The organism is Tessaracoccus pujii, from assembly GCF_054483895.1.
Window position 1 is genome coordinate 2,538,604 of the sequence record NZ_CM137012.1, and the last position, 24,031, is coordinate 2,562,634.

Genomic DNA, 24,031 nt, shown 5'->3' on the forward strand with positions numbered 1-24,031 from the left:
CTGCGGGTCAGTCGTCGTCGACCTCGCCCGCCAGCGCCTTGGCGGCAAGGTTCTCCTCCTCCGCGACCTCCCAAACCTCCCTGGCCGCGCGCAGGTTGAGCGCGACGATCCCGAGGCCCAGGATCAGGTCGGGCCACCCGTTCGGGACCAGGGTCAGCGTGAGCACACCCATGGCGATGATGCCCAGGTTGATGATGACGTCGTTGCGCGCGGCCAGCCACGCTGCCCGGGTGAGCGACCCGCCGTGGTCGCGCTGGCGCAGCAGCAGGACGGCGCAGATCGCGTTGATGACCACGGCGCCGCCGGCAGTGAGGATCAGCGAGAGCGGGTCCGGAGCGTCCGGGTTCTGGAACTTGGCGATGGCCTGCCAGAGCGCGGCCGCCGCGGGGACGAGGATGATGCCCGCCATCACCTTGCCCGCGACGGAGCGGTGGGCGAGCGGCCAGCCGAGCGCCACGAAGATCAGCAGGTTGACCGCGGTGTCCTCGAGGAAGTCCACGGAGTCGGCCAACAGCGAGACCGACCCGATCGCGAGCGCCACCGCGTTCTCCACGAAGAAGTAGCCGAGGTTCAGCAGGGCGACGACGAGGACGGTGCGCCTGAGGGCGCGGACGCGGGTGGGGTCGATCTCGTGCACGGCCGACAGGCTATCGCGCCCCGCCGTTGGTCGGCCGAAGGGGCCGCACCCGCCGACGCCTGCGGTACCTCCCGACGCCTGCGCTACCTCCCGACGCCTGCTGAGTCGCCTGCGGTCAGTCTGGGCGCCCGCGGTCAGTCTGGGCGCCCGCGGTCAGTCTGGGCGCCCGCGGTCAGTCTGGGCGCCCGCGGTCAGTCTGGGCGCCCGCGGTCAGTCTGGGCGCCCGCGCTATAGCGCAGGCGTCCGAGCCGAACGCAGGCGGCTCAGCCAGCAGCCGGAGGGCCGCCCGGCGCACCCCCTTCCGCGACACCCTCGCATCGCGTAGGCTGATCTCACCCAAGAAAGGTCAGGACAAATGAGTCTCTCCATCGGGGTCATCGGCGCAGGCATCATGGGCGCCGATCACGCTCAGAACATCCATCGTTTCATCGCCGGCGCCGATGTCGTCGCCATCGCTGATCCGGACAAAGGTCGCGCCGAGGCGGCCATCTCCGGCATCCCCGGGGCCCGCGTCCACGCAGACCCGGAGCAGCTGATCACCGCCGACGACGTGCAGGCCGTCGTCATCGCCTCACCCGACTTCCTGCACGCGGATCAGGTGAAGGCCTGCCTGGACGCGGGCAAGCACGTGCTGGTCGAGAAGCCGCTCGCCTACGACTCCGCCACGTGCGCAGAGGTGATCGCCGCCCACCGCTCGGCCGTGGGCGGCGGGACGCCCCTCGCCACCGTCGGCTTCATGCGCCGCTTCGATCCGGGCTACGTGGCCATGAAGGCCGCCATCCGCTCGCGGAAGCACGGGCGTCCCCTGATGATCCACTCGGTGGGTCGCGGGGTGAGTTCCGGCCCAGGCGCCACCAACGAGTCCGTGATCTTCAACTCCGCCATCCACGACCTGGACCTCATCCCCTGGCTGCTGGACGCGCCCGTCACCGAGGTCAGCTGGCACGCCGGGCACCCCAGCTCGACGGCCACGGACCTGGCGGACCCGTTCCTCCTTCTGGTGCGCACCGCCGACGGCTCGCTCAGCACCGTCGAGGTGTTCCTCAACGCCCGCTACGGCTACGACATCCGCTGCGACGCCGTCTGCGAGACAGGTGTGCTGACGATCACCGAACCGGCAAAACTGCTGGTCAACGCGAACCAGGCCACCTCGTCGCCGATCGCGGCTGACTGGCGGCCCCGGTTCGCCGACGCCTACCGCCTCGAGTTGCAGGAGTGGGTGGACGCGGTGAAGGAGGGCAGGCCGTCGACGCTGGCCACCCTGGAGGACGCGGAGCGCGCCACCCTCGTGGGCGAGGCGGTCGTGGAGTCGATGCACGGAGGCGGGCTCTTCGTCGAAGTCGACCGGTGAGGTCGCTGCCGGAGCCGCGACCCGTCGGCGACGTGCCGAGCCTGCGCTGGGGCATCCTCGGCACCGGCTGGATCGCGCACCAGTTCGTCACCACCGTGCTGGCCCGGACAGGCCAGCGCGTGGTGGCGGTGGGATCGCGCAACGTCGAGCGGTCGCGGGAGTTCGCGGGCGAGTTCGGCATCGAGCAGGCGTTCGGCACCTACGAGGAACTCGTGGGAGCAGAGGTCGACGTGATCTACGTGGCGACGGGCCACCTCGACCACTTGGCGCACGCCACGCTGGCACTTGAGGCCGGCAAGCCCGTGCTGGTCGAGAAGCCGATGACGCCGCGGGTGGCGGACACGGAGGCGCTCGTCGAGTTTGCACGGGCGCGGGGGCTGTTCTGCATGGAGGCCGTCTGGACGCTCGCGCTGCCGCGCTACGACGTGGTGCGGCAGATCCTGGACAGCGGGATGCTCGGCGACATCCAGTCCGTGGCGGCTGACATGGGCGAGTACCTGGTCGATCACCACCGAGCCATGGACCCGGCGCAGGGCGGCGGCGCGATGAACGACCTCGGCACCTATCCCCTGATGTTCGTGGGCTGGGTCCTGCCGTCGGCCCGCGTGGTGGGAGCGACGGGGCAGCGGCACTCCAGCGGTTCCTTCGGGCAGTTCGCGGCCCTGTTGGTCGACGACGAGCACCGGCAGGCGGTGGTGCACGCGTCGATGGTGGCCGACACGCCCACGACGGCGATGATCGCGGGCTCGGATGCCACGCTCGTCCTCGACGGCCCGTTCTACCACCCGGGTCCGGTAGAGGTGCGGTTCCGCGACGGCGAGGTGCTCCGATGGGAGGAGGACCGCGTCGCACACGTGGGGCTCTACCACGAGGCCCTCGAGGTGGCGCGCTGCATCGGCGCCGGGTTGACCGAGTCCCCCATCCGGCCCCTCGACGCGACGCTGGCCACCGTCCGGCTGATGGAGCGGGCCCGCGACCTGATGGGCGACCCCCTCCCCTGACGCTGCCCGCGCCTCCGAACCTGGAGCGGTGCGGGTCGGCCTATCCACCCAGGTCCGGTGCGGTGGTCGTTCCTCCAGCCCGCTCACCAGTGCACTGCCAGGGCCGGGGGTCCCCTGGAGGAACAGTAACCGCAGCAGGCCACGGTGACCCCCGCCCGGACCGGCGTCAATAATTGAACATTGAATTACCTTGCGTCGCGACGTAGAATGGCCGCCGTGAACCACCGCCTCCTCCTTGTGCACGCCCATCCCGACGACGAGTCCAGCCAGTCCGTCGCCACCATGGCGCGGTACCTCGACGAGGGCGGCCAGGTCACCCTGGTCACGTGCACGCTCGGCGAGCTGGGCGAGATCATGCTGCCCGAGTGGCAGCACTTCACCCCGGCGGAGCTGGGCGAACATCGTCGCTCGGAGATCGAGCAGGCCCTCCGCGAGGTGGGGGTCACGGACCACGTGTACCTGGGGGGCGCGGGGCGCTACCACGATTCGGGCATGACCACCGGGCCCGACGGCCGCGCGGCCGTCCCCGGTGACATGCCCGACAACGCCTTCTGGCGGGCGGATCTGCTCGAGGCGGCCAACCACCTCGTGGAGGTGATCCGCAGCCGCCGGCCGCAGGTCGCCGTCTCGTACGACCCCCACGGCAACTACGGCCACCCGGATCACATCCAGGCCCACCGCGTCCTCATGTACGCCAGCACGCTCGCTGCGTCTCCGTCGCACCGCCCGGACCTGGGCGCGCCCTGGCGGATCCGGCGGGTCCTGTGGAGCACGCACAACACGGAGCGCTGGGTCGAGGCGTACGCGATCGCCAAGGAACGGGGCCTGGAGCTCTGGACCGAGGAGGATCGCGACGCCGACAGCTTCGGCCCGGACCCGGCGCAGATCGTCGCGCTGATCGAGACGGGCCCTTGGCTCGACGTGTGCCGCCGGGCCCTCGGGGCCCACCGCAGCCAGGTGAACATCGAGCACCCCTTCTGGCAGTTCTACAGCATCATGCAGGAGCTCCCGGGGTCCGGCGAGGCCTATCTGCTGGGTGCCGGTGAGCCGTTCCCCGAGGGCGTTGGGCGGGCAAGCTGCCTGTTCGACGGCCTCGACGACGCCGCCTAGTCATCGACGCCAACGACGACGGCCCCGCGATCACGCAGATCGCGGGGCCGTCGTCGTTGCGGAGCCTCAGCCGGCGAGCAGCTGCTCGAAGGCCAGGAAGCCCGCCGGCTCCCGCGACGTCGAGCGCCGACCCGCGACGGCGTCGGCCAGCTCGGACGCCCCCCGCGACACCCGCGACCGCAGGCCGGTGGAGCCCACTCCGAAGTCCGAGGTGGCGGCGAAGATGGCGGTTCGGACGGGGTCCGCTCCCAGGTAGCTGAACAGCGGGCGCATGGCGAACTCGAGCATGAGCGAGTGTCGCTCGGTGCCGCCCGTCGCGGCGAGCAGGACGGGCTTGCCGGTGAGCATGCCCGGCTCGAGGATGTCGAAGAAGCTCTTGACCAGCCCGCTGATGGAGGCGGAGAACGTCGGAGACACCACCACAAGGGCGTCGGCCTCCTCGACGGCATCGACGGCGCGCGCCAGGTCGCCCGTCGGGAATCCGGTGAGCATGGCGTCGACGATGGGGTGGGCAAGCTCGCGGAGCTCGACCACCGTCTCCTCGAGCGTGTCGCCGCGGGCGGCGAGGTCGTCGCGGAGGTGGACGAGGATGTCGTCGGCCAGGACTCTGGTGGACGACGGCGTGCCGAGGCCACCGGAGATGACGACGATGCGGGACATGTGTGTTCCTTTCACGGATCCTGCTGGGCTGTGTGTGCTGGGCGGGAGGGGGAGGGGGTTTGAGCACAAGGCAGGGGCCACGAGGGTTTGAACCTTCACCATGGCCCGTTTCGCGGTTTGACCCGTGCCATGTGCTCAAACCCCTCCACCCGCCAGGCACTCAGAGGCGGTTGCCGTCCTCGGCGCGGGTGCCGGTCCAGCGGTCGACGGAGGGCTCGATCCGCTCCGGCGCATCGACGAAGCCCCGCGCCGCCTTGAGCGACGCATGGGTGGGCGCGTCAGGCACGTGGGCCGGCTTCAGCGCCGCGAACTCCTTCCGAAGCACCGGCACCACCTCCTCGCCGAGCAGATCGAGCTGCTCCAGCACGGTCTTCTGCGGCAGGCCCGCGTGGTCCATGAGGAACAGCTGACGCTGGTAGTCGCCCGCGTACTCCCGGAACCCGAGCACCCGCTCGATCACCTGCTGGGGCGACCCCACGGTCAGCGGAGTCTCCCGGGTGAACTCCTCGAGCGACGGGCCGCCGCCGTAGACCGGCGCGTTGTCGAAGTAGGGCCGGAACTCGCGGACGGCGTCCTGCGAGTTCTTCCGCATGAACACCTGCCCGCCGAGCCCGACGATGGCCTGGTCCGCGCGGCCGTGGCCGTAGTGCTCGAAGCGACGCCGGTACAGGTCCACCATGCGCCGCGTGTGGCTCGGGGGCCAGAAGATGTTGTTGTGGAAGAAGCCGTCGCCGTAGTAGGCGGCCTGCTCCGCGATCTCGGGGGAGCGGATCGAGCCGTGCCACACGAACGGTGGGACGCCGTCGAGCGGGCGGGGCGCAGACGTGAAGCCGTGGAGCGGCGTGCGGAACTTCCCCTCCCACGTCACCATATCCTCGCGCCACAGCTGGTGGAGCAGCGAGTAGTTCTCCACCGCCAAAGCGATGCCGTCGCGGATGTCCTTACCGAACCACGGATACACCGGCCCGGTGTTGCCGCGACCCATCATGAGGTCGACGCGGCCGCCGGACAGGTGTTGCACGTAGGCGTAGTCCTCGGCCAGGCGCACCGGGTCGTTGGTGGTGATCAGGGTGGTGGCCGTCGAGAGGATCAGCCGCTCGGTGGCCGCGGCCAGGTAGGCCATGAGGACGGGCGGGTTGCCGGGCGCGACGAAGGGCGGGTTGTGGTGCTCCCCCGTCGCGAAGACGTCGAGGCCCACCTCCTCGGCCTTTCTCGCCAACTCCACCGTCGCCCGGATCCGCTCCTGCTCCGTCGGCGTGCGGCCGGTCGTGGGGTCCGTGGTGACGTCCCCGATGGTGAAGATGCCGAACTGCATTCTCTGCTCCCAACTCCGATTGCTTACCTCTACGGTAACCCAAACAAGTTGAAAACGAAACTATTCCCGTCAGGCGGCCTGATACTGCGCTGAGGCCGCGCGGCGCGCCATCAGCCACATGACCCCGCCGGTCACCATGAGCACCGCCCCGGTGCCGCCGAGAATGATCGCCCCGATGAGCGCGCGCACCGCGCCGACGTCGTTGCGCACGTCCAGGGGCGGGGCGACGACGACGCCGTCGCCCTCCTGGCACACGATGATGTAGTCGCCCGACAGCTCACCGGGGCCGCCCATCTTGCCGATCGACTCGTACGTGACGTCGTTGAGCGGGAACGTGAAGAAGCCCTCGAGCGCCAGGTTCGGCACCGCGTCGGTGGGACCGTATACGTCACAGGTGGGCACCACGCCGGCCGGCGCGTAGACCACCTGGATCTCGCCGTCGGTGACGGGGACGACGGTGTCGCCGTCCACCCGGATCACCCCGGCCGCCTCGGGCACCACCCGCGTCAGCCCCTGGCCTGCGGTGACACCCCAGAGGATCCCCGCCAACAGGAGCAGCGACCCGATGAGGGCGAGGATCGGGGCCACCTTGCCGTGCGGCTGCAGGGTGCTCATGGGCGCCTCAGCAGACCTTGCGGGTCCAGCCGAACTTGTCCTCCGCGCGCCCGAACTGGATGTCGACCAGGTGCTGGCGGATGGCGCGCGTCTTCGGGCCGGGCCGGCCGTCGGCCACCGTCTGCACGCCGCGCTGGGGCGAGTTGAAGCCGGTGATCGGCGTGACGACGGCGGCCGTCCCGCACGCGAACACCTCGGGGATCTGGCCGGACTCGACGCCGTCGAGCACCTCGTCGACGGAGATGGCACGCTCGACGGGGGTGAGCCCGTGCTCGGAGGCCAGCGCCAGGATGGACTCGCGTGTCACGCCGGCCAGGATGGAGCCGAGGGCCGGGGTGACCAGCTCGTCGTCGGCGGTGACGAACATGACGTTCATCGTGCCGCACTCCTCCACCCACTTGTGCTCGGCCCCGTCGGTCCACAGCACCTGGCTGCAGCCGTTGGCGTAGGCCTCCTGCGTGGCGACGAGGCTCGCGGCGTAGTTGCCGCCGCACTTCGCGGTGCCGGTGCCGCCGGGGGCCGCGCGCGTGTAGTTGGGCGTGATCCAGAGCTTGACCGGCTCCGAGTAGTACGGGCCTGCCGGGGTGGCGATGACGGCGAAGCGGTAGCTGTTGGCCTCGCGGACGCCGAGGTAGGGCTCGGAGGCGATCATGAACGGGCGCAGGTAGAGGCTCTGCTCGTTCTCGCCCACCGGCACCCAGTCGCGCTCCAGCTTGACGAGCTCGGTGACCGAATCGAGGAACAGCTCCTCGGGCAGCACCGCCATGCCCATCCGCTTGGCGGACTGCACGAAGCGGGCGGCGTTGCGCTCGGGCCTGAACAGCCAGATGGAGTCGTCATCGCGGCGGTAGGCCTTGAGGCCCTCGAAGATCTCCTGCCCGTAGTGCAGGACCGCGGCCGCGGGGTGCAGGGCCCACTCCGTCATGGGCACGATCCGCGGCTCCTGCCAGCCGTCGCCGGCCTGGAAGTCGATGACGGTCATGTGGTCCACGTAGTAGCGGCCGAATCCAGGGTCCGCGAGCGCTGCCAGGCGGGCGGCGTCCGACGTGGGCGTGGTGGTGCGGGTGAGCGAGAACATGGCCATGGTCACTGATGGTAGACCCCCCATTTTCCGCCGTCCTCGGTGTCCACACTCGGCTCAGTCGGTGAATGCTGGGCGTGCGACGGAGTGACCCCCGGGCTGAAGCTCGGCGTCGGGCGTGCCCGGCCACCGCAGGACAGCCGTCGCGCCCTCAGGCACCAGGATCCCGAGCCGGACCTCGTCACCGCACAGCTCCCACTCGACGGAGGCGACGCCGTGGGGCGTGTCCAGCTCGGTGCGCGCCCAGTCGATCCCCTGACCGGCATGAGGGGCGACGAGGATGCGGCGGTAGCCGGGCTCGAGGGGTGCCAGCCCTCCGACGACGCGGTGCAGCCAGTCCGCGACCGCCCCGAGGGCGTAGTGGTTGAAGCTGGTCATGTCGCCGGGGTTGACGGAGCCGTCGGGCAGCATCGAGTCCCAGCGCTCCCAGATCGTCGTCGCGCCCATGGTGACGGGGTAGAGCCAGGAGGGGCACTCCCGCTGCAGGAGCAGCCTGAAGGCCGCGTCGTCGTGGCCGGTGGAGGTCAGGGCGTCGGCGATGAACGGGGTGCCGGCGAAGCCCGTCGAGATGTGGAAGCCGCTCCGCTCCACCAGTTCGGCGAGCCGGGCGCCTGCCCACACGCGCTGCGCCGGGCCCAGGAGGCCGAACGCGATGGCCAGCGAGTAGACGGTGGCGCAGTCGCTGAGGATGCGCTCCCCGTCGATGTATTCGCGGCTGAATGACGCCCTTAGCCCCGCAGCCATCCGGGTGAACTCCGCCGCCTCGGCGGCGCGGCCGAGGACTTCGGCCGCCGCACGGATGTGGTCGGCCGTGCGGAAGGCGCAGGCGGTGGCGACCACGCCCTTGTCCGCCTTGGCGGCGCCGGGGTCGTCGGCGGGTGCGTCCGGGTCCAGCCAGTCGCCGTACTGGAATCCGGTGTCCCACACGCCCGAGTCGGACAGCAGTGAGCGCACGCGCCGGCCGTGGGCCGTCATGGAGTCGAAAGACTCCTCCAGCACCGCAGGATCGCCATAGGCCTCCCAGAGTGCCCACGGCACCCAGACGGCGGCGTCGCTCCAGAAGGCCGCCGCCTCGGTGCCGCCGATGCCGGCCTCGGCCCCAGTGGCGTACTTGAGGATGTCGGGCACGACGAAGGGGACGACGCCGTCGCGGTCGGCCTGTTCCAGCGCGAGGTCCCGGAGCCAGTCGGCGAGGAAGTCCTTCACATCGAAGAGGAACGCCGCCGTCGGCGCGAAGGCAGAGATGTCGCCGGTCCAGCCCAGGCGCTCGTCGCGCTGGGGGCAGTCGGTGGGGATGTCGATGAAGTTGCCGCGCATCCCGCGCACCACGTTGGCGTGCAGCTGGTTGAGGTCGGGAACCGAGCACTCGAAGGTGCCGGTGCGCCGAAGGTCGGACGAGATCACGACGGCGACAACGGCCGCCGAGAGCTCGTCGAGAGATCCGGCCCATCCCGCGATCTCCGCGTATCTGAATCCGTGGAATGTGAGAGTCGGCTCGAAGGTGTCCTCCCCGCCACTGAGGATGAATCGGTCGGTGGCCTGCGCGCTCCGCAGCGTGCGCAGGGCCAGTTCGCCGTGTTCGAGGACTTCGGCATGACGAAGCGTCAGCATCGAACCGCGTTCCCCGGTGACGGTGAGCCGGAGGAAGCCGACGATGTTCACGCCGAAGTCCAGGAGCACGCTCCCAGACGAACTCTCCCATGCCTTCACCGGGGGGATCTCGGCTATCCGGCGGACAGGTGGCGCGGGATCGAGTTCGAACTGCGCGGGGGTATGACCCACTTCATGGACGCTGCCCCATGACGCATCGTCATAGCCCGGCTTCATCCACTGCGGATCCCGCCGGCACGCATCGATGGACTGCCCGTCGTAGAGGTCGTTGGCCACGACATCACTCGGGCCGACCCGCCACGAGGGGTCAGTGACGACGAGTTGCTCGTGTCCGTCGGCGAACACGACCCGCAGCTCCGCGAAGGCGGCGAGCTCCTCGCCATAGCGTTGCGTCTCGATCCATCCGAGGCGACCCCTCCACCAGCCGTTTCCGACGATGATGCCGATGGCGGTCTCGCGCTGGATGAGGCTGCTGACGTCGTAGTCGACGTGGTGGAGGCGCCACTCGTAGCTCGTCCAACCGGGCGACAGGAGATCGGCGGAGACAGGAGTGCCGTTGATCCAGGCCTCCACGACACCCAGCGCGCTCAGCGCAAGAGTGGCCGAGGTCACAGCGCCATGGCCCTCGTGCAGGGTGAACTCCTGCCGGAACAGAGGGGCGCTGTCGGGCTCGAGGTCTGCGGCGATGAATCGACCTGATCGCTCGGTCATGACGTGCTCACCTCGAAGAGGGCGCGCACGAGGTCCGCGTCCTTCGAACTCCGCCCGACGAGCAGTTCGAACGTCCCGGGCTCCACGACGCGGGCTCCGTGCGCTTTGACGATGCTGCATGCGCTGATGGGCAGTTCCATCAGCACGTCCTCCTGCTCTCCCGGCCCGGGCTCGACCTGCGTGAAGGCCTTGAGCTCCTTGTCGGTCCATGTGCCGCAGGTGACGACGTCGCCGACGTAGACCTGGACGGTCTCGGTGACCCGCTCTGCGACGGAAAGTGTCGAATCGAGATAGCGGGCGCTGGGTGCATCGACGGTCATGGGGAGTTCACTTCTTTCGTCTGGGATCCGGCGGATGACGCGATCGGGTTGCGTCACCCACAGGACTTGGATGGTCGAGTGGCGAAGGGGCTGACCAGCTAGCCCTTCAGTCCGCCTGCGAATCCCTGGACGATGTACTTCTGCATGAAGAAGTAGGCCAGGAGCACGGGGAAGATGCTGATGATGATGCCCGCGAAGATCAGGTTCCACTGAGCGCCGAACTGGCCCACGAACGAGTAGATGGCGACGGTGATCGTCTTCTGATTGCTCCCCGAAAGGTAGAGGAGCGGTTGCAGGAAATCGTTCCATGTGAACACGGCGTTCAGAATGATCACTGTCCCCGTGATCGGCCGGACGAGGGGGAAGACGACCTGCCAGAAGGCCTTGAAGGCGCTGGCGCCGTCGAGCGAGGCGGCCTCCTCGTAGTCCGGCGGAAGCTCGCGCATGAAGCCGGCGTAGAGGAAGATCGAGAACGGCATCCCTTGCCCGACATTCACGATGATGACGCCGGCCAGCGTGCCGAGGAGGCCGAGATCTCGAATCATCTGGTAGAGCGGGAGCAGCGCGAGTTGGACGGGAAGCAGCAGCCCGGCGAGGAACGCCAGGTAGGTCAATCTTGACCAGCGCGCCCCGAGCCGCGACAGCGGGTAGGCCGCAGACGCCGAGAAGATCACAATGAACGCGATGGTGATGATCGTGACGATGGCACTGTTCAGGAGAGCGTTGCCGAGGGCGCCTTGCTGCCAGGCGTCGACGAAGTTCTGCAGCGTCGGTTGCGCCGGGGGCGCGAGAGTGGCGCTCTGATCCTCAGGCGCCTTCAGCGCCAGGATGACGAGCACGTAGATGGGAAACAGGAACACGACTCCCACGAGGATCATGACCACTTCGAGGATCGCCGTTCGCCACGTGTAGCGGTACATGTCAACGCTCCTGTGCTGCGAGCAGCTTGTACTGGATGGCCGAAACCACCGCGACGAATATGGTGAGGACGACCGCGAGAGCGGCCGCATAGCCGAACCTGCCGAGTTGGAAGGCGTTCGAGTAGATGAGCGTCGAAATCGTGTCGGTGGCCCCACCCGGGCCTCCCTGCGTCATCACGAACACCTGATCGAAGAGTTTGAAACCGCCGATCACCGAGAGCATGACGTTGATGGTGATCGCCGGGGCGAGCATCGGCCGGACCACGGACCAGAATCTGCGAACGGGACCGGCTCCGTCGATGGCAGCGGCCTCGAGCACCTCCGCGGGGACTCCCTGCAGTCCTGCCAGGAAGATCACCATCGAATAGCCGACGAACTGCCAGATCACGACGCCGATGACGGACCAGATGGCGATGTCGGGATTGCCGAGCCAGTTCTGCTTGAGTGCCCCCAACCCCATCGAGTCAAGCGCCGCATTGATGCCGCCGTTGGGTGCGTAGAGGTTCTGCCACAGGAACCCGACAGCGATCGACGTGATGACCACCGGCGCGAAGATCAGCACCCGCAGGACGTTGCGGGATTTGATGCGGGAGTTGACGCCGAGGGCGATCAACAGGCCGAGCAGGTTCTGGATCACGGTGACCGCTACGGCGATGAGCATGGTGTTGCGGATGGCGACCGCCGCGTTGGGGTCGCTGAACATGGCGACGAAGTTCTCCATCCCGACCAGGTTCTGCTCGGGGGTGACGCCGTCCCAGTCGGTGAACGCGAACGCTCCGCCGCGAACGCTGGGGACCACCACGGCGAAGAGGTAAAAGAGCGCGGCAGGCAGCACGAACCACCAGACGGTGTGTGCGTAGCCGCGATAGCGGCGCTTGGGCCGCTTTGAGGCAAGCGCGTCGATTTCGCCGATGGCGGCAGGTGCGAGGACCATGATCAGACTCCTGTATCGGACCGGTGGACCCGGGCGTGGCGCGGCGGTGCGAGTTGCGGACTGCGCGCCACGCCCGAGCGTGGGGCTAGCTCACTTGGGCTGGGCGGCGTCCATCTGGCCCAGCAGATCGGCGGCTGAGTTCTGTCCGCTGATGAAGGTCTGCAGTCCGTCCAGGTACGCCTTCTCGACGGTGGCCTCCATGTAGATGATGGGAGCCGTCTGCTCGTTGACGACGAACTCTGCCGCGCCAGCGAGGTAGTCGGGGGGCGACCACCCATCGACAGGAGCGCTCGGGTAGATCGACGACTGCTCCAGGGCGATCTGCAGGCCCTCATCGGACATGTAGAGATCAACGAACTTCTTGGCGAGGTCGATGTTCTTCGACTTCGCGTTGACGGCGTAGCCGGCACCGAGTGCGACCGTGAGCTTGGTCTCGGAGGGGTCGTCGGTGGCCGGCAACGGCGCGGTCTGGAAGACGGTGCCTTCGGGTGCCATCTCCTGGATGGTGCTGATCTGAGGGCTGACCGTCACAATGCCGAGCGCTTCGCCGTTGGCCACCTGCGTCTGCGCGATATCGAGGGCGGTGCCGGTCGCGTCAGGCGTGAAGCATCCGGCATCCGCCATCTCGCCGTAGTTCTCCAGCACGTCGGTCCACGCGGACTCTGCGAACAACTGGTCACCCGCGGCCAGTGCGGCGCCGGCATCCGGATCCGACGCGGTCCCGATCGTGCCCCACATCGAGTATCCGGTGTGGGGGTAGTTTCCCCCCGCCACGGCGGCAAGGGCGTACGCCACCTTGCCCTGGGAGGCGGCCGTCGCGCACAGGTCGAGCACTTCGCTGAAGGTCGAGGGCACGGCTGCGCCCACCTCCTCCAGGGCCTGGGAGTTGTAGATGGCCGGGATCAGGGTGAAGGCGTTCGCGCCCATGAGGATCGTGCCCCCCTTGCCCATGACGCTCTGTGTCGAGTCGGAGTAGTTCGACACCCACGGCGAGTCACTGAGATCGGCGAGGTAGCCACCCTTGTCGAGGGTCTGGACCGTGATCGGGTTCCCCGTGCCAGGGAAGGCCACGACCACGTCGGACGCGGTGCCCGAGACGAGTTCGGTGTTGATCTGCGTGAGAATCCCCGGCCACGGCAGGCCCGTGTACTTCACAGTCACCCCCTCGTTGTCGGCCTCGAACTTCTCGATCAGCGCGGCTGCGGTGCTGTCGTCGGCCCACCCCGAGATGGTGAGCACGGTGTCGCCCTCTGCACCGTCGGTCGATGCGTCGGTTGAGCATCCGGCGAGGACCAAGCCCGTTGCTGCCGCGGTCGCGATGAGGGCGACCTTCCTCATGGCCATTCTGGACATTTGCGTTTACCTCCTTGTAAGGACCGCGGGTCACCCCCGTCGGATCGAGTCAACCGATTGACGAAACTGTCGACGGTTGGCTCTGGGAGAACCGTACGCCCGGTGTGCGCATGTGTCAACCGGTTCACATAAACCGGTTGACGTCGGTTGCTATGATTCCTGCATGACCTCTGACACAGCCGTCCACGACCATCAAGGGTCGGCCAGGCCCGCCTCGCCCCGCCGGCGCCCGTCGATGGACGATGTCGCCCGCGCCGCGGGTGTGTCCAAGGGCGCGGTCTCCAAGGTCATCCGCGACGCCTACGGAGTCAGCCCCGCCATGCGCGAGAAGGTGGAGGCCACCATCCGGGAGCTCGGGTACCGGCCCCGCACCGCGGCGCGTGTGATGCGCGGATCGAGCTTCAGCATCGGCCTGGAGATCCCCAACCTGGGCAACGAGTTCCTGACCCAGATCATGCAGGGGTCGGCGTCGCGACTCGTCGGCACGGGCTACCAACTGGTGATCACGCCCGGGCTGGGTGAATCAGGCGGCACGACCATCCTTGAGAGCCTCGTCGACAGGCAGGTCGACGGGCTGATCGCGATCTCGCCGGAGGTCACGCCGCACTGGCTGGAGGACCTGGCGCGGGACATCCCCGTCGTTCTCATCGGCCGCCACGACAAGTCTGAGAACTACGACACCGTGACCGACGACGACGAGTCCGGCACGCGACTGGCCCTGGACCATCTACTCAGCCTCGGGCACGAACGCATCGCGCATCTCACGATCAAGGTCACGAGGGAGTCGGCCGACGCCCAGCCGCCGCACTCGATCCGCCGCTCCACCTACGAGTCGGTGCTCCGGGAGGCGGGACTCGATCCCATCGTCGTCTACTGCCAGGGCGACTACGACGACGCGTACGTGACCACCCGCGAGCTCCTCGACGACGACCCGACGATCACCGCGATCTTCGCCGGCCACGACGACCTCGCCATCGACGCGCTCCGGGCGGTCGCCGACCTGGGCCTCACCGCCCACGACGTCTCGATCGTCGGCTACGACGACATCCGGATGGCCGGCCACCCGCTGGTCTCCCTGACCACCGTGGCTCAGTTCGGAGAGTCGATGGGCGGTGTGGCGATCGACCTGCTGATGGAGCGCATCCGGGGGGGCCGGACCACCGCCCGTCACCGCGAGTTGCAGCCGGAACTGAGGGTGCGGTCGTCGACGCGGGTGATGAGAAGGCGCATCAGCGGCCGCTGAGCCCCAGCAGGGCGCTTCAGTCCTGCGGGATCCGGCCCTCGAGCGCCCAGGCCAGGAACTCCTTCAGGTCGCCGGTCTCGCCGTCGCGGCCACCTCGCCCGATCACCAGCGGCGCCAGCGTGGGCTCCAGCTTGACCCCGCGGAGACGTTCCATCCAGCCACCCGGAACTGTCAGCGAGTAGTAGTTGCCCTCGGTGTCGATGCCGACGGAGTGGTTGGTGCGCAGGTACCACCCCATCTTGTCGGTCTTCACCACGTGCCCGCTCAGCGTCTTCGCCTGCAGCGGCCGCGGCTCGAGCCCCTGGCCGCGCGCGGCGACGATGAACTCGTCGATGAGCACCTTCGCCCGGGCTGCCTCCGCGCGGGCGTGCCCCTCGGTGAGCTCGTGCCTGATCCTGGCCGCCTTCTGCCGCTCGCTGAGTTCCTCTGCCACGCCCCCAGCCTAATGCTCAGCACCCCTCGATCAGATGGTGAAGCCACCGTCGACGAGGATCTCCTGGCCGGTGATGTAGGCCGCCTCGTTCGTGGCCAGGAACGCGACCGCCGCCGCGACCTCCTCCGGCTCCCCGAAGCGCCTCGCGGGGATCGTCGACATCAGCCGTTGCGCGTCCGCCGCGTCGGTGTGCAGTCGCTTCAGCCGCTCGGTGGCCGTGTAGCCGGGAGCGACAGTGTTGCAGGTCACCCCGTCTGCCGCTACCTCCATCGCCAGTGTCCGCAGATGATTGGTCACGGCCGCTCGCATGGCGTTGCTCACCGGGAGCGTGAGCGCCGGCCGCCGAACCGTCAGGCTCGTGATCGCGACGATCCTCCCCCATCCTCGCGACCGCATGCCGGCCAGGACGCCGTCGACCAGCCGCACCGTCGACATGAACGTGGTCTCGAACCCCGCGTCCCAGGCGTCCTCGGTGACCTCGCTGGGCAGCCCCGGCGGCGGGCCGCCCGCGTTGCTGACGAGGATGTCGACATCGCCGGCCCGGTCGACGAGGCGCAGCACGTCAGCCTCATGGCTCACGTCCGCCGGCACCCAGGAGGCGCCGATCCGCACCGCGGCCGCCTTCAACTCGGCCGCGTTGCGCGCCGCGATGGTGACCTCGGCCCCCATCTCGCGCAGCGCCTTCGCCGTGGCGAACCCGATCCCCCTGCTGGCGCCCGTCACGAGGGCGCGCTTCCCGTCGATCCTGAACATGGCCATGAGACGACGCTACTCCGCACGTCGGCGCAGCAATAGACCCCGAACGCCCACCCCCACCCCCGGCGCGCCACACCGGTCTGAGAAACTGGTCGGACCCGCTCTCTAGGAGGTCCAATGCCGGAGTTTCGCTACGTTGACATGCTGCCGATCGGGCACGACGAGACGCCCTACCGCCTGCTGACCACGGAGGGCGTCGAGGTCGTGGAGGGCCCCGAAGGTCGCCGGTTCCTCAAGGTGGCTCCCGAGGCGCTGACCCTGCTGGCCGAGACCGCGATGCACGACATCGCCCACTACCTGCGCCCCGCGCACCTCCAGCAGCTGCGCACCATCCTCGACGACCAGGAGGCCAGCCCCAACGACAAGTTCGTCGCGCTGGATCTCATGAAGAACGCGAACATCGCCGCCGGCGGCATCCTGCCCATGTGCCAGGACACCGGCACCGCGATCATCATGGGCAAGCGCGGCCAGCAGGTCCTCAGCGAGGGCACCGACGAGCGGCCCCTGTCGGAGGGCGTGTTCAACGCCTACACCAGGCTGAACCTGCGCTACTCGCAGAACGCGCCGCTGACGATGTGGGACGAGAAGAACACCGGCTCCAACCTGCCCGCGCAGATCGAGCTGTACGCCGATACCGCCGAGGGTCACGAGAACTCCTACAAGTTCCTGTTCATGGCCAAGGGCGGCGGCTCGGCGAACAAGAGCTACCTGTACCAGGAGACGAAGGCGGTGCTCAACCCCGCGTCGATGATGAAGTTCCTCGAGGAGAAGCTGCGCTCCCTCGGCACCGCGGCCTGCCCGCCGTACCACCTGGCCATCGTGGTGGGCGGCACCTCGGCCGAGTTCGCCATGAAGACGGCCAAGTACGCCTCCGCAAAGTACCTCGACACGCTCCCGACGGAGGGGTCGATGGCGGCCAACGGCTTCCGCGACATCGAGCTGGAGAACGAGGTCCTCGAGCTCACCCGCAAGCTGGGCATCGGCGCGCAGTTCGGCGGCAAGTACTTCTGCCACGACGTCCGCGTCATCCGCCTCCCGCGGCACGGCGCGTCGCTGCCCGTGGCCATCGCGGTCAGCTGTTCCGCGGACCGCCAGTGCCTCGGCAAGATCACCCCCGAGGGCGTGTTCATCGAGCAGCTGGAGTTCGACCCGGCCCGCTTCATGCCCGAGCACGTCGACGAGGAGCTCGACGCGCAGACCGACGGCATCACCGGCACCGGCCAGGGCGCGGCCGTGCGCATCGACCTCAACCGCCCCATGCCCGAGATCCTCGACGAGCTGCGCAAGCACCCCGTCAAGACCCGCGTCATGCTCAACGGGCCCCTCATCGTCGGCCGCGACATCGCGCACGCCAAGATCAAGGAGCGCCTCGACGCCGGCGAGCCCATGCCCCAGTACCTCAAGGACCACCCCGTCTACTACGCCGGCCCCGCCAAGACGCCCGAGGGCATGGCGTCCGGATCCTTCGGCCCCACGACGGCGGGGCGCATGGACTCCTACGTGGACCAGTTCCAGGGCACCGGCGGCTCCATGGTGATGCTCGCCAAGGGCAACCGGTCCAAGGCCGTGACCGACGCCTGCCACACCCACGGCGGCTTCTACCTGGGCTCCATCGGCGGCCCCGCCGCGCGCCTCGCGCAGGACTGCATCAAGCACGTCGAGGTGGTCGAATACGAGGAGCTCGGCATGGAGGCGGTGTGGAAGATCGACGTGGTCGACTTCCCGGCGTTCATCATCGTCGACGACAAGGGCAACGACTTCTTCGCCGAGGTCAACAAGCCCATCGCGCTCACCATCCCCAAGCGCGAAGGACTCTGACCCGCTGAAGACCTCAGCAGCCGCGACCCACCCATCCCGGCTGCGAGGTCGCCCTCGCGCGCGGGCCACGGCTGTCCGCGCGGTTATTGTTCCTCCAGGCACGGTCTCGGGGCCGCCGGGGCGCCGAGCACCAGCCTGGAGGAACGATTACCGCAACTGTGATGAGAGTGGTCTCTGCCATCCCGGTGGTGGCCCTCCGCGGGCGCGGTCTGATGGTGACCGACACCGTGAGAGCAGCCCATCATGGCGCTCACGCCCACAGGCCGGAGGCATCGGCTCCCTGTTGTGAGATTCCCACAAGGATTTCTGCGCACGGTTGAGCGCCGCGCGCGCTCCCACACCCAATCCGGCGGTCACCGTCGCGTCGAGTCGCGCAGCAGGTCCCCATGGTGCGACATTGACACTCAGCCCCTGCGTGCGTCGCCCGCGGGTGCTCGTCGACCTTGAGGAGGAACCGGTGTTCCAACGCATCGCCATCGTCAACCGCGGAGAAGCCGCCATGCGGCTCATCCACGCGGTAAGGGATCTCAACGCCGAGCACTCGGACCGCGACCCCATCACCACGATCGCGCTGTACACGGACGCCGAGCGCTCCGCCATGTTCGCCCGCGAGGCCGACGAGGCCCTCCCGCTGGGTCCGGCATCGGAGCGCCCCTACCTCAACCACCAGCTCCTAGCCCGCGTCCTCACCGAGGCCAGGGCCGACGCCGTGTGGGTGGGGTGGGGCTTCGTCGCGGAGGACGCCGCGTTCGCCGACCTCGTCGAATCCCTCGGCATCACGTTCATCGGCCCTTCCGGCGACGCGATGCGCAAGCTGGGCGACAAGATCGGCTCCAAGCTGATCGCGGAGGAGGTGGGCGTGCCGGTGGCGCCGTGGTCGCGCGGCGGCGTCGACACCCTCGACGAGGCACTCGCGGCGGCCGAGAGCATCGGCTACCCGCTCATGCTCAAGGCGACGGCGGGCGGCGGCGGTCGCGGCATCCGCATGGTCACCACCGGCGAGGAACTGGCGGATGCCTACCAGCGAACCCGCGACGAGGCCGAGCGCGCGTTCGGCTCCGGCGTCGTGTTCCTGGAGAAGCTCGTCACCGGCGCCCGCCACGTCGAGGTGCAGGTCATCGCCGACGGCCAGGGAACCGCGTGGGCGATCGGCGTGCGCGACTGCACCATCCAACGCCGCAACCAGAAGATCATCGAGGAGTCCGCCTCCCCGCTGCTCACCGTCGACCAGAACGAGGAGCTGAAGGCCTCCGCGGAGCGGCTGGCGCTGGCCGTCGGCTACCGCGGCGCCGGCACGGTGGAGTTCCTCTACCACCCCGGGGACAGGATGTTCGCGTTCCTGGAGGTCAACACGCGCCTGCAGGTGGAGCATCCCATCACCGAGGTCACCAACGAGTTCGACCTGGTCAAGGCCCAGATCCACGTGGCCGCCGGCGGCACGCTGACCGAGCGGCCGGTCGAGTTCGGACACGCCGTCGAGGCCCGGCTCAACGCCGAGGACCCGGACCGCGACTTCGCCCCCGCTCCCGGCCTCATCACCCGCCTCGACCTGCCCGCCGGCCCCGGCATCCGCGTCGACACCGGCGTGGCCGAGGGGGATTCGATCCCCGCGGACTTCGACTCCATGATCGCCAAGATCATCGCCTACGGCCGCACCCGCGACGAGGCGCTGGGCCGCCTGCGTCGCGCCATGGCCGAGACCACCGTCGTCATCGAGGGCGGCGCCACGAACAAGAGCTTCGTCCTGGAACTGCTGAAGCAACCCGAGGTGACGGGCCGGGCGGCCAGGCAGGAGGCGCCGCGCCGCGCCGCCGCCGGTACGACCGCCGAGACGGTGCAGTGGGCCGACACCGGCTGGATCGACCGCACCCGCGCCGACGGCGGGCTCATCGCCGACGAGCACGCGGGCGTGGCCCTGGTGGTGGCCGCGATCGAGGCCTACGAGGAGAGCACCGCCATCGAGACTGACCGCCTGCTCACCACCGCGCACGGCGGCCGCCCGCAGACGCAGCACAAGTCCGGGGCGCAGGTGGACCTCAAGCTCCGCGGCACCACCCACAGCGTCACCGCCTTCGCCGTCGCTCCCGGGCGCTACCGCGTCGTCGTGGACGGGCAGGCCACCGAGGCAGAGTTGCAGCGCCTCGACGACGTCCACGGCCGCGTGACGGTGGGGGGCGAGCGGCACCGCATCGTCACCGCGACCCACGGCCCCATCCACCTCATCGAGGTCGACGGCGTCACCCACCGCGTCTCGCGTGACGAGGGCGGCGTGCTGCGCTCCCCCGCGCCGGCCCTCGTGGTGGCGACACCGGTGAAGGTGGGCGACGAGGTGGAGGCGGGCGCCGCCGTCGTGGTGCTGGAGTCCATGAAGATGGAGACGGCCGTGCACGCCCCGTTCGCCGGGCGCGTGAAGGAGCTCATGGTGATCACGGGCTCGCAGGTGGAGTCCATGGCCCCGCTGGTGCGCCTGGAGCCGTTGGGCAACGGCGGCGCCACGGTCGCGGCCGAGGACAAGCCGCCCGTCGACATCCCGGTTTGCCCGCCTGTCGCGGATCCCGCCGCACGGGCCGGTCGCCTGCTCTCAGACCTGTCCGCGACCCTGATGGGCTTCGACGTGGACCCGTCGGCCACGACGCTGCGCCGGTATCTCGAGGCCCGCGACGAGGCCCGCGACGCGGGTGTGAACGTGGTGGCGGCCGAGACCGAGCTGCTCGCCCTGGTGGCCGACCTCGCCGAGCTCAGCCGCAACCGCCCGCTGGGCGAACAGGCCAACACCGAGCTGCGGGTGCATTCGGACCGCGAGCACTTCCACCGCTACCTCACCACCCTCGACGCGGACCGGGCCGGGCTGCCCGGGCACTTCGTCGACCGCCTCGCCGATGCGCTGCGCCACTACGGCGTGGACTCGCTCGACCGCACGCCGGCGCTCGAGGCCGCCGTCTTCCGGATCTTCCTCGCACAGAAGCGGGTGGCCTCCGACGTACCGCTGATCCTGGGCATCCTGGACCGGTGGATCAGCGAGCCGGCGCCCGACGCCGAACTCGCCGTCGCGGCCCGCGCCCAGTTGGAGCGGCTCGTGCGGGCCACACAGCTGCGTTTCCCCGCCGTCGGGGACCTGGCCCGCTCGGTGCGCTTCCGGTGGTTCGACCAGCCGCAGGTGGACGCTGACCGCTCCGCCATCGTCGCGGGCGTCGGCGACGAAGTGGAGGCCCTGGCCGCGACCCCGGATGCTGCTGACTACGACGCACGTATTGCACGGCTGGCGGCCATCCCCGAGTGGACGGCCAACTTCCTGGCGGCACGGCTGGGTCGCGGCGTTCCCGCGCACGAACCGATGCTGGAGGTTCTGCTGCGCAAGTACTACACCGACTACGGCCTGACCGATGTCCAGCGCCTGACGGTGGACGGGCGCTCGGTGGTGCTCGGTCACTACGAGCTGAGCGGGCGTCCGCGCCGCATCGTCCTCACCGTCGGACAAGCCGACGAGCTGGCCTCCGGTGGCCCCCTGGAGCAGGTGGTGGCCGCGCAGATCGCGGGTCGGACGGCCGGGTACGACGCGGTCGTCGAGCTGTACGTGCTGTGGCCGGAGCGCCCCGACGCCGATGCGCTCGGCGCGGAACTCCTCGACAGGCTGCGGTCCTGGGCGTGGGACCCGGCGGTGCAGCGGGTCGCGGTGGCCGTGTGCACGGCCGACGGCGCCGTCGAGTACCGCACGTTCCGGTTCACGGAGGGCGCGATCGTCGAGGACGAGAAGATCCGCGGACTTCCGCCGATGGCCGGCCGCCGGCTGGACCTCTGGCGCCTGCGCGACTTCGACACCACGCGCCTGCCCGCCCCCGTAGACGTGCTGCTGTTCGAGTGCGTCGCCAAGACCAACCCGGAGGATCGCCGCCTGGTGGCCATGGCGCAGGTGCGCCAACTGGCCGTGGTGCGCGACGCGGAGGGCCGGCTGATCGGGCTGCCGCACGCGGAGCGCGCCGTGGCGAACTGTCTCGAGGCCATCCGGCGAACCCGGTCGTCGCGGGGTAAGGCCGGCTCGAAGCTGGACATGAATCACGTGTGGGTGCATGTGTGGCCGGAGATCGACCTCGACATCGAGGACATCAAGCCGCTGCAGGACCGGATCACGCCGCTGTCCGACGGCGCGGGCATCGAGGAGGTCCTGTGCCAGGGCCGTTTCGTCCGCCCCGACCGCACCATCCCGCTGGCAGTCCGCTTCCACGCCCAACCGGGCGCCGGGGTGACCACCACGGTCAGCTCCCCGCCGACCGAGCCCCTCAAGCCGCTCGACGACTACGCCGGCAAGGTGCTGCGCGCCCGCCGTCGCGGGTTGGTCTACCCGTACGAGCTGTCTGCGTCCCTCGCGGGTCCCGGCGGGTCCCTCGTCGAGCTCGACCTCGACGATTCGGGCCGCCTCGTCGAGGTGGACCGTGCTCCGGGGCGCAACAAGGCGGGCATCATCGTGGCCCGGGTCACCACCCCCACGGCGCTGCACCCCGAGGGCGTCACGCGCATCGTGCTGTCGGGCGATCCGACGAAGGGCCTGGGCGCCGTCGCCGAGCCGGAGTGCTCGCGGATCATGGCAGCCCTGGACCTCGCCGAGGAGACGAGCGTCCCTTTGGAGTGGTTCACGCTCAGCTCCGGGGCGAGGATCTCGATGGAGTCGGGCACGGAGAACATGGACTGGGTGGGCGCCGCGCTGCGGCGCATCGTCGAGTTCACGCAGGCCGGCGGCGAGATCAACGTCGTGGTGGCCGGCATCAACGTGGGCGCCCAGCCGTACTGGAACGCCGAGGCCACCATGCTCATGCACACCAAGGGCATCCTGGTGATGACGCCGGACTCGGCGATGGTGCTCACCGGCAAGCAGTCGCTGGACTTCTCCGGCGGCGTCTCGGCGGAGGACAACTTCGGGATCGGCGGCTACGACCGCGTCATGGGCCCCAACGGGCAGGCGCAGTACTGGGCCAAGGACCTGGGCGCGGCGATGGCGCTCCTGCTCTCGCACTACGACCACACCTACGTGGCCCCGGGCGAGACCGGGCCCCGTCGGGCGGTGACCGGCGACGCCGTCGACCGCGACGTGTCGGACTACCCGCACAACATCGGCACCGACTTCGCCACCGTCGGCCAGATCTTCTCCCGTGAGCACAACCCGGACCGGAAGAAGCCGTTCGACATCCGCACCGTCATCGCGGCGGTCTGCGACCAGGATCACCCGCGAGTCGAGCGCTGGGCGGGCATGGCAGAGGCGGAGACCGCCGTCGTGGTGGACGCCCGGATCGGCGGGCACTCGGTGAGCGTGGTCGGCATCGAGTCGACGCCGGTGCCGCGCGCAGGATTCCCTCCCACCGACGGCCCTGACACATTCACGGGCGGCACGCTGTTCCCGCGGTCGTCGAAGAAGGTGGCCCGCGCGATCAACGCGGCGTCGGGCAACCGGCCGCTGGTGGTGCTGGCGAACCTGTCCGGCTTCGACGGTTCGCCGGAGTCGATGCGCAACCTGCAGTTGGAGTACGGCGCCGAGATCGGCCGGGCCATTGTCAATTTCGACGGGCCCATCGTGTTCGTCGTCATCTCCCGCTATCACGGCGGGGCGTTCGTCGTGTTCTCCAAGCGGTTGAACGAGAACATGACGGTGCTGGCCATCGAGGGCTCGTTCGCCTCGGTGATCGGCGGCGCGCCCGCCGCGGCGGTCGTGTTCGCCGGGGATGTGGCGAAGCGGACGGCCGCGGACGCGAGGGTCGCGGATCTGGAGGCCCGTCTGCGCGTGGCGGCACCGGAGCAGCGCGCCGATCTGCAGGTGCAGCTGTCGGACGTCCGCGCCGCGGTCCGCGCCGAGAAGATCTCGGAGATCGCGGCCGAGTTCGACGGCGTGCACAACATCCATCGGGCCGTTCAGGTGGGTTCGGTGGACCGGGTGATCGCCCCGTCCGAGCTCCGCCCGGCGATCGTTGGGGTGATCGAGGCCCACCGGGGCTGACCCCCGTTTCAGTGGTGGATCCTGGATGAAAGACCGTCCAGGATCCACCACTGAAATCGACCCTGCCGCCGGAGGCCTCGGACCCCTCGGGTCGAGCCGCGCCGAGCCGCCACAGCGGCGCGCAGCGCGCGTCGACCACCGTGAACGACGTTCCCACCCGGCCTCAGGACATCGCTGAC

At 69.4% G+C, this 24,031-nt stretch carries 18 protein-coding genes; 6 read left to right on the forward strand and 12 right to left on the reverse strand.

The features are described 5' to 3' along the window. Nucleotides 1-7: 7 nt before the first annotated feature. Entirely contained in the window at nucleotides 8-637 is a 630-nt protein-coding gene (locus tag ACX1D0_RS12050; RefSeq protein ID WP_458995331.1) for a cation efflux transmembrane domain-containing protein, read from the reverse strand. A 355-nt stretch (nucleotides 638-992) separates the two neighbouring features. On the opposite strand from ACX1D0_RS12050, the gene ACX1D0_RS12055 reads away from it, so the two are divergent. The 3 genes from ACX1D0_RS12055 to mshB all read left to right on the forward strand — a co-directional run bounded on the left by ACX1D0_RS12055 (nucleotide 993) and on the right by mshB (nucleotide 4,099). Beyond that, nucleotides 993-1,988, forward strand: a complete 996-nt coding sequence (locus tag ACX1D0_RS12055; protein WP_458995332.1) for a Gfo/Idh/MocA family protein — start codon at nucleotides 993-995, stop codon at nucleotides 1,986-1,988. Next, nucleotides 1,985-2,989 (forward strand): Gfo/Idh/MocA family protein, encoded by a 1,005-nt coding sequence (locus ACX1D0_RS12060; RefSeq protein ID WP_458995333.1) that lies wholly within the window; start codon nucleotides 1,985-1,987, stop codon nucleotides 2,987-2,989. Before ACX1D0_RS12055 ends, ACX1D0_RS12060 begins: the two co-directional genes overlap by 4 nt. 216 nt (nucleotides 2,990-3,205) lie before the next feature. Beyond that, nucleotides 3,206-4,099 (forward strand): N-acetyl-1-D-myo-inositol-2-amino-2-deoxy-alpha-D-glucopyranoside deacetylase, encoded by an 894-nt coding sequence (gene mshB, locus ACX1D0_RS12065; RefSeq protein ID WP_458995334.1) that lies wholly within the window; start codon nucleotides 3,206-3,208, stop codon nucleotides 4,097-4,099. Between the two features lie 66 nt (nucleotides 4,100-4,165). Here mshB and ACX1D0_RS12070 read toward each other — a convergent pair whose 3' ends face one another. The 9 genes from ACX1D0_RS12070 to ACX1D0_RS12110 all read right to left on the reverse strand — a co-directional run bounded on the left by ACX1D0_RS12070 (nucleotide 4,166) and on the right by ACX1D0_RS12110 (nucleotide 13,604). After that, on the reverse strand, nucleotides 4,166-4,759 hold the full coding sequence (locus ACX1D0_RS12070) for a CE1759 family FMN reductase (protein ID WP_459018155.1): 594 nt from the start codon (nucleotides 4,757-4,759) through the stop codon (nucleotides 4,166-4,168). 160 nt (nucleotides 4,760-4,919) lie between these two features. After that, entirely contained in the window at nucleotides 4,920-6,074 is a 1,155-nt protein-coding gene (locus ACX1D0_RS12075; protein ID WP_458995336.1) for an LLM class flavin-dependent oxidoreductase, read from the reverse strand. A 69-nt stretch (nucleotides 6,075-6,143) separates the two neighbouring features. Then, entirely contained in the window at nucleotides 6,144-6,689 is a 546-nt protein-coding gene (locus ACX1D0_RS12080) for a hypothetical protein (RefSeq protein ID WP_458995337.1), read from the reverse strand. A gap of 7 nt (nucleotides 6,690-6,696) precedes the next feature. Next, nucleotides 6,697-7,773, reverse strand: coding sequence for a branched-chain amino acid aminotransferase (locus tag ACX1D0_RS12085; protein ID WP_459018156.1), 1,077 nt, complete (start codon nucleotides 7,771-7,773; stop codon nucleotides 6,697-6,699). A gap of 54 nt (nucleotides 7,774-7,827) precedes the next feature. Beyond that, nucleotides 7,828-10,092: an alpha-L-rhamnosidase gene (locus ACX1D0_RS12090; protein WP_459018157.1), complete on the reverse strand. Its 2,265-nt coding sequence runs from the start codon at nucleotides 10,090-10,092 to the stop codon at nucleotides 7,828-7,830. Continuing rightward, on the reverse strand, nucleotides 10,089-10,412 hold the full coding sequence (locus ACX1D0_RS12095) for a fibronectin type III-like domain-contianing protein (RefSeq protein ID WP_459018158.1): 324 nt from the start codon (nucleotides 10,410-10,412) through the stop codon (nucleotides 10,089-10,091). The genes ACX1D0_RS12090 and ACX1D0_RS12095 overlap by 4 nt, the downstream gene beginning before the upstream one ends. Nucleotides 10,413-10,510: 98 nt before the next feature. Continuing rightward, on the reverse strand, nucleotides 10,511-11,332 hold the full coding sequence (locus ACX1D0_RS12100) for a carbohydrate ABC transporter permease (RefSeq protein ID WP_459018159.1): 822 nt from the start codon (nucleotides 11,330-11,332) through the stop codon (nucleotides 10,511-10,513). 1 nt (nucleotide 11,333) lies between these two features. Next, nucleotides 11,334-12,266, reverse strand: coding sequence for a carbohydrate ABC transporter permease (locus ACX1D0_RS12105; protein ID WP_459018160.1), 933 nt, complete (start codon nucleotides 12,264-12,266; stop codon nucleotides 11,334-11,336). A gap of 90 nt (nucleotides 12,267-12,356) precedes the next feature. Next, the gene (locus tag ACX1D0_RS12110) at nucleotides 12,357-13,604 is read right to left on the reverse strand and encodes an ABC transporter substrate-binding protein (RefSeq protein ID WP_459018162.1); all 1,248 of its coding nucleotides are present in this window, start codon (nucleotides 13,602-13,604) and stop codon (nucleotides 12,357-12,359) included. Between the two features lie 178 nt (nucleotides 13,605-13,782). On the opposite strand from ACX1D0_RS12110, the gene ACX1D0_RS12115 reads away from it, so the two are divergent. Further along, nucleotides 13,783-14,862 (forward strand): LacI family DNA-binding transcriptional regulator, encoded by a 1,080-nt coding sequence (locus ACX1D0_RS12115; RefSeq protein WP_459018164.1) that lies wholly within the window; start codon nucleotides 13,783-13,785, stop codon nucleotides 14,860-14,862. A 16-nt stretch (nucleotides 14,863-14,878) separates the two neighbouring features. On the opposite strand, the gene ACX1D0_RS12120 is transcribed toward ACX1D0_RS12115, so the two are convergent. Both ACX1D0_RS12120 and ACX1D0_RS12125 read right to left on the reverse strand, forming a co-directional pair. Beyond that, on the reverse strand, nucleotides 14,879-15,295 hold the full coding sequence (locus ACX1D0_RS12120; protein ID WP_459018165.1) for a hypothetical protein: 417 nt from the start codon (nucleotides 15,293-15,295) through the stop codon (nucleotides 14,879-14,881). A gap of 30 nt (nucleotides 15,296-15,325) precedes the next feature. Further along, the gene (locus tag ACX1D0_RS12125; protein ID WP_459018166.1) at nucleotides 15,326-16,054 is read right to left on the reverse strand and encodes an SDR family oxidoreductase; all 729 of its coding nucleotides are present in this window, start codon (nucleotides 16,052-16,054) and stop codon (nucleotides 15,326-15,328) included. Between the two features lie 114 nt (nucleotides 16,055-16,168). On the opposite strand from ACX1D0_RS12125, the gene ACX1D0_RS12130 reads away from it, so the two are divergent. Both ACX1D0_RS12130 and ACX1D0_RS12135 read left to right on the forward strand, forming a co-directional pair. Further along, entirely contained in the window at nucleotides 16,169-17,869 is a 1,701-nt protein-coding gene (locus tag ACX1D0_RS12130; protein WP_459018167.1) for a fumarate hydratase, read from the forward strand. 457 nt (nucleotides 17,870-18,326) lie between these two features. Beyond that, entirely contained in the window at nucleotides 18,327-23,852 is a 5,526-nt protein-coding gene (locus tag ACX1D0_RS12135; protein ID WP_459018168.1) for an ATP-binding protein, read from the forward strand. Nucleotides 23,853-24,031: the final 179 nt, after the last annotated feature.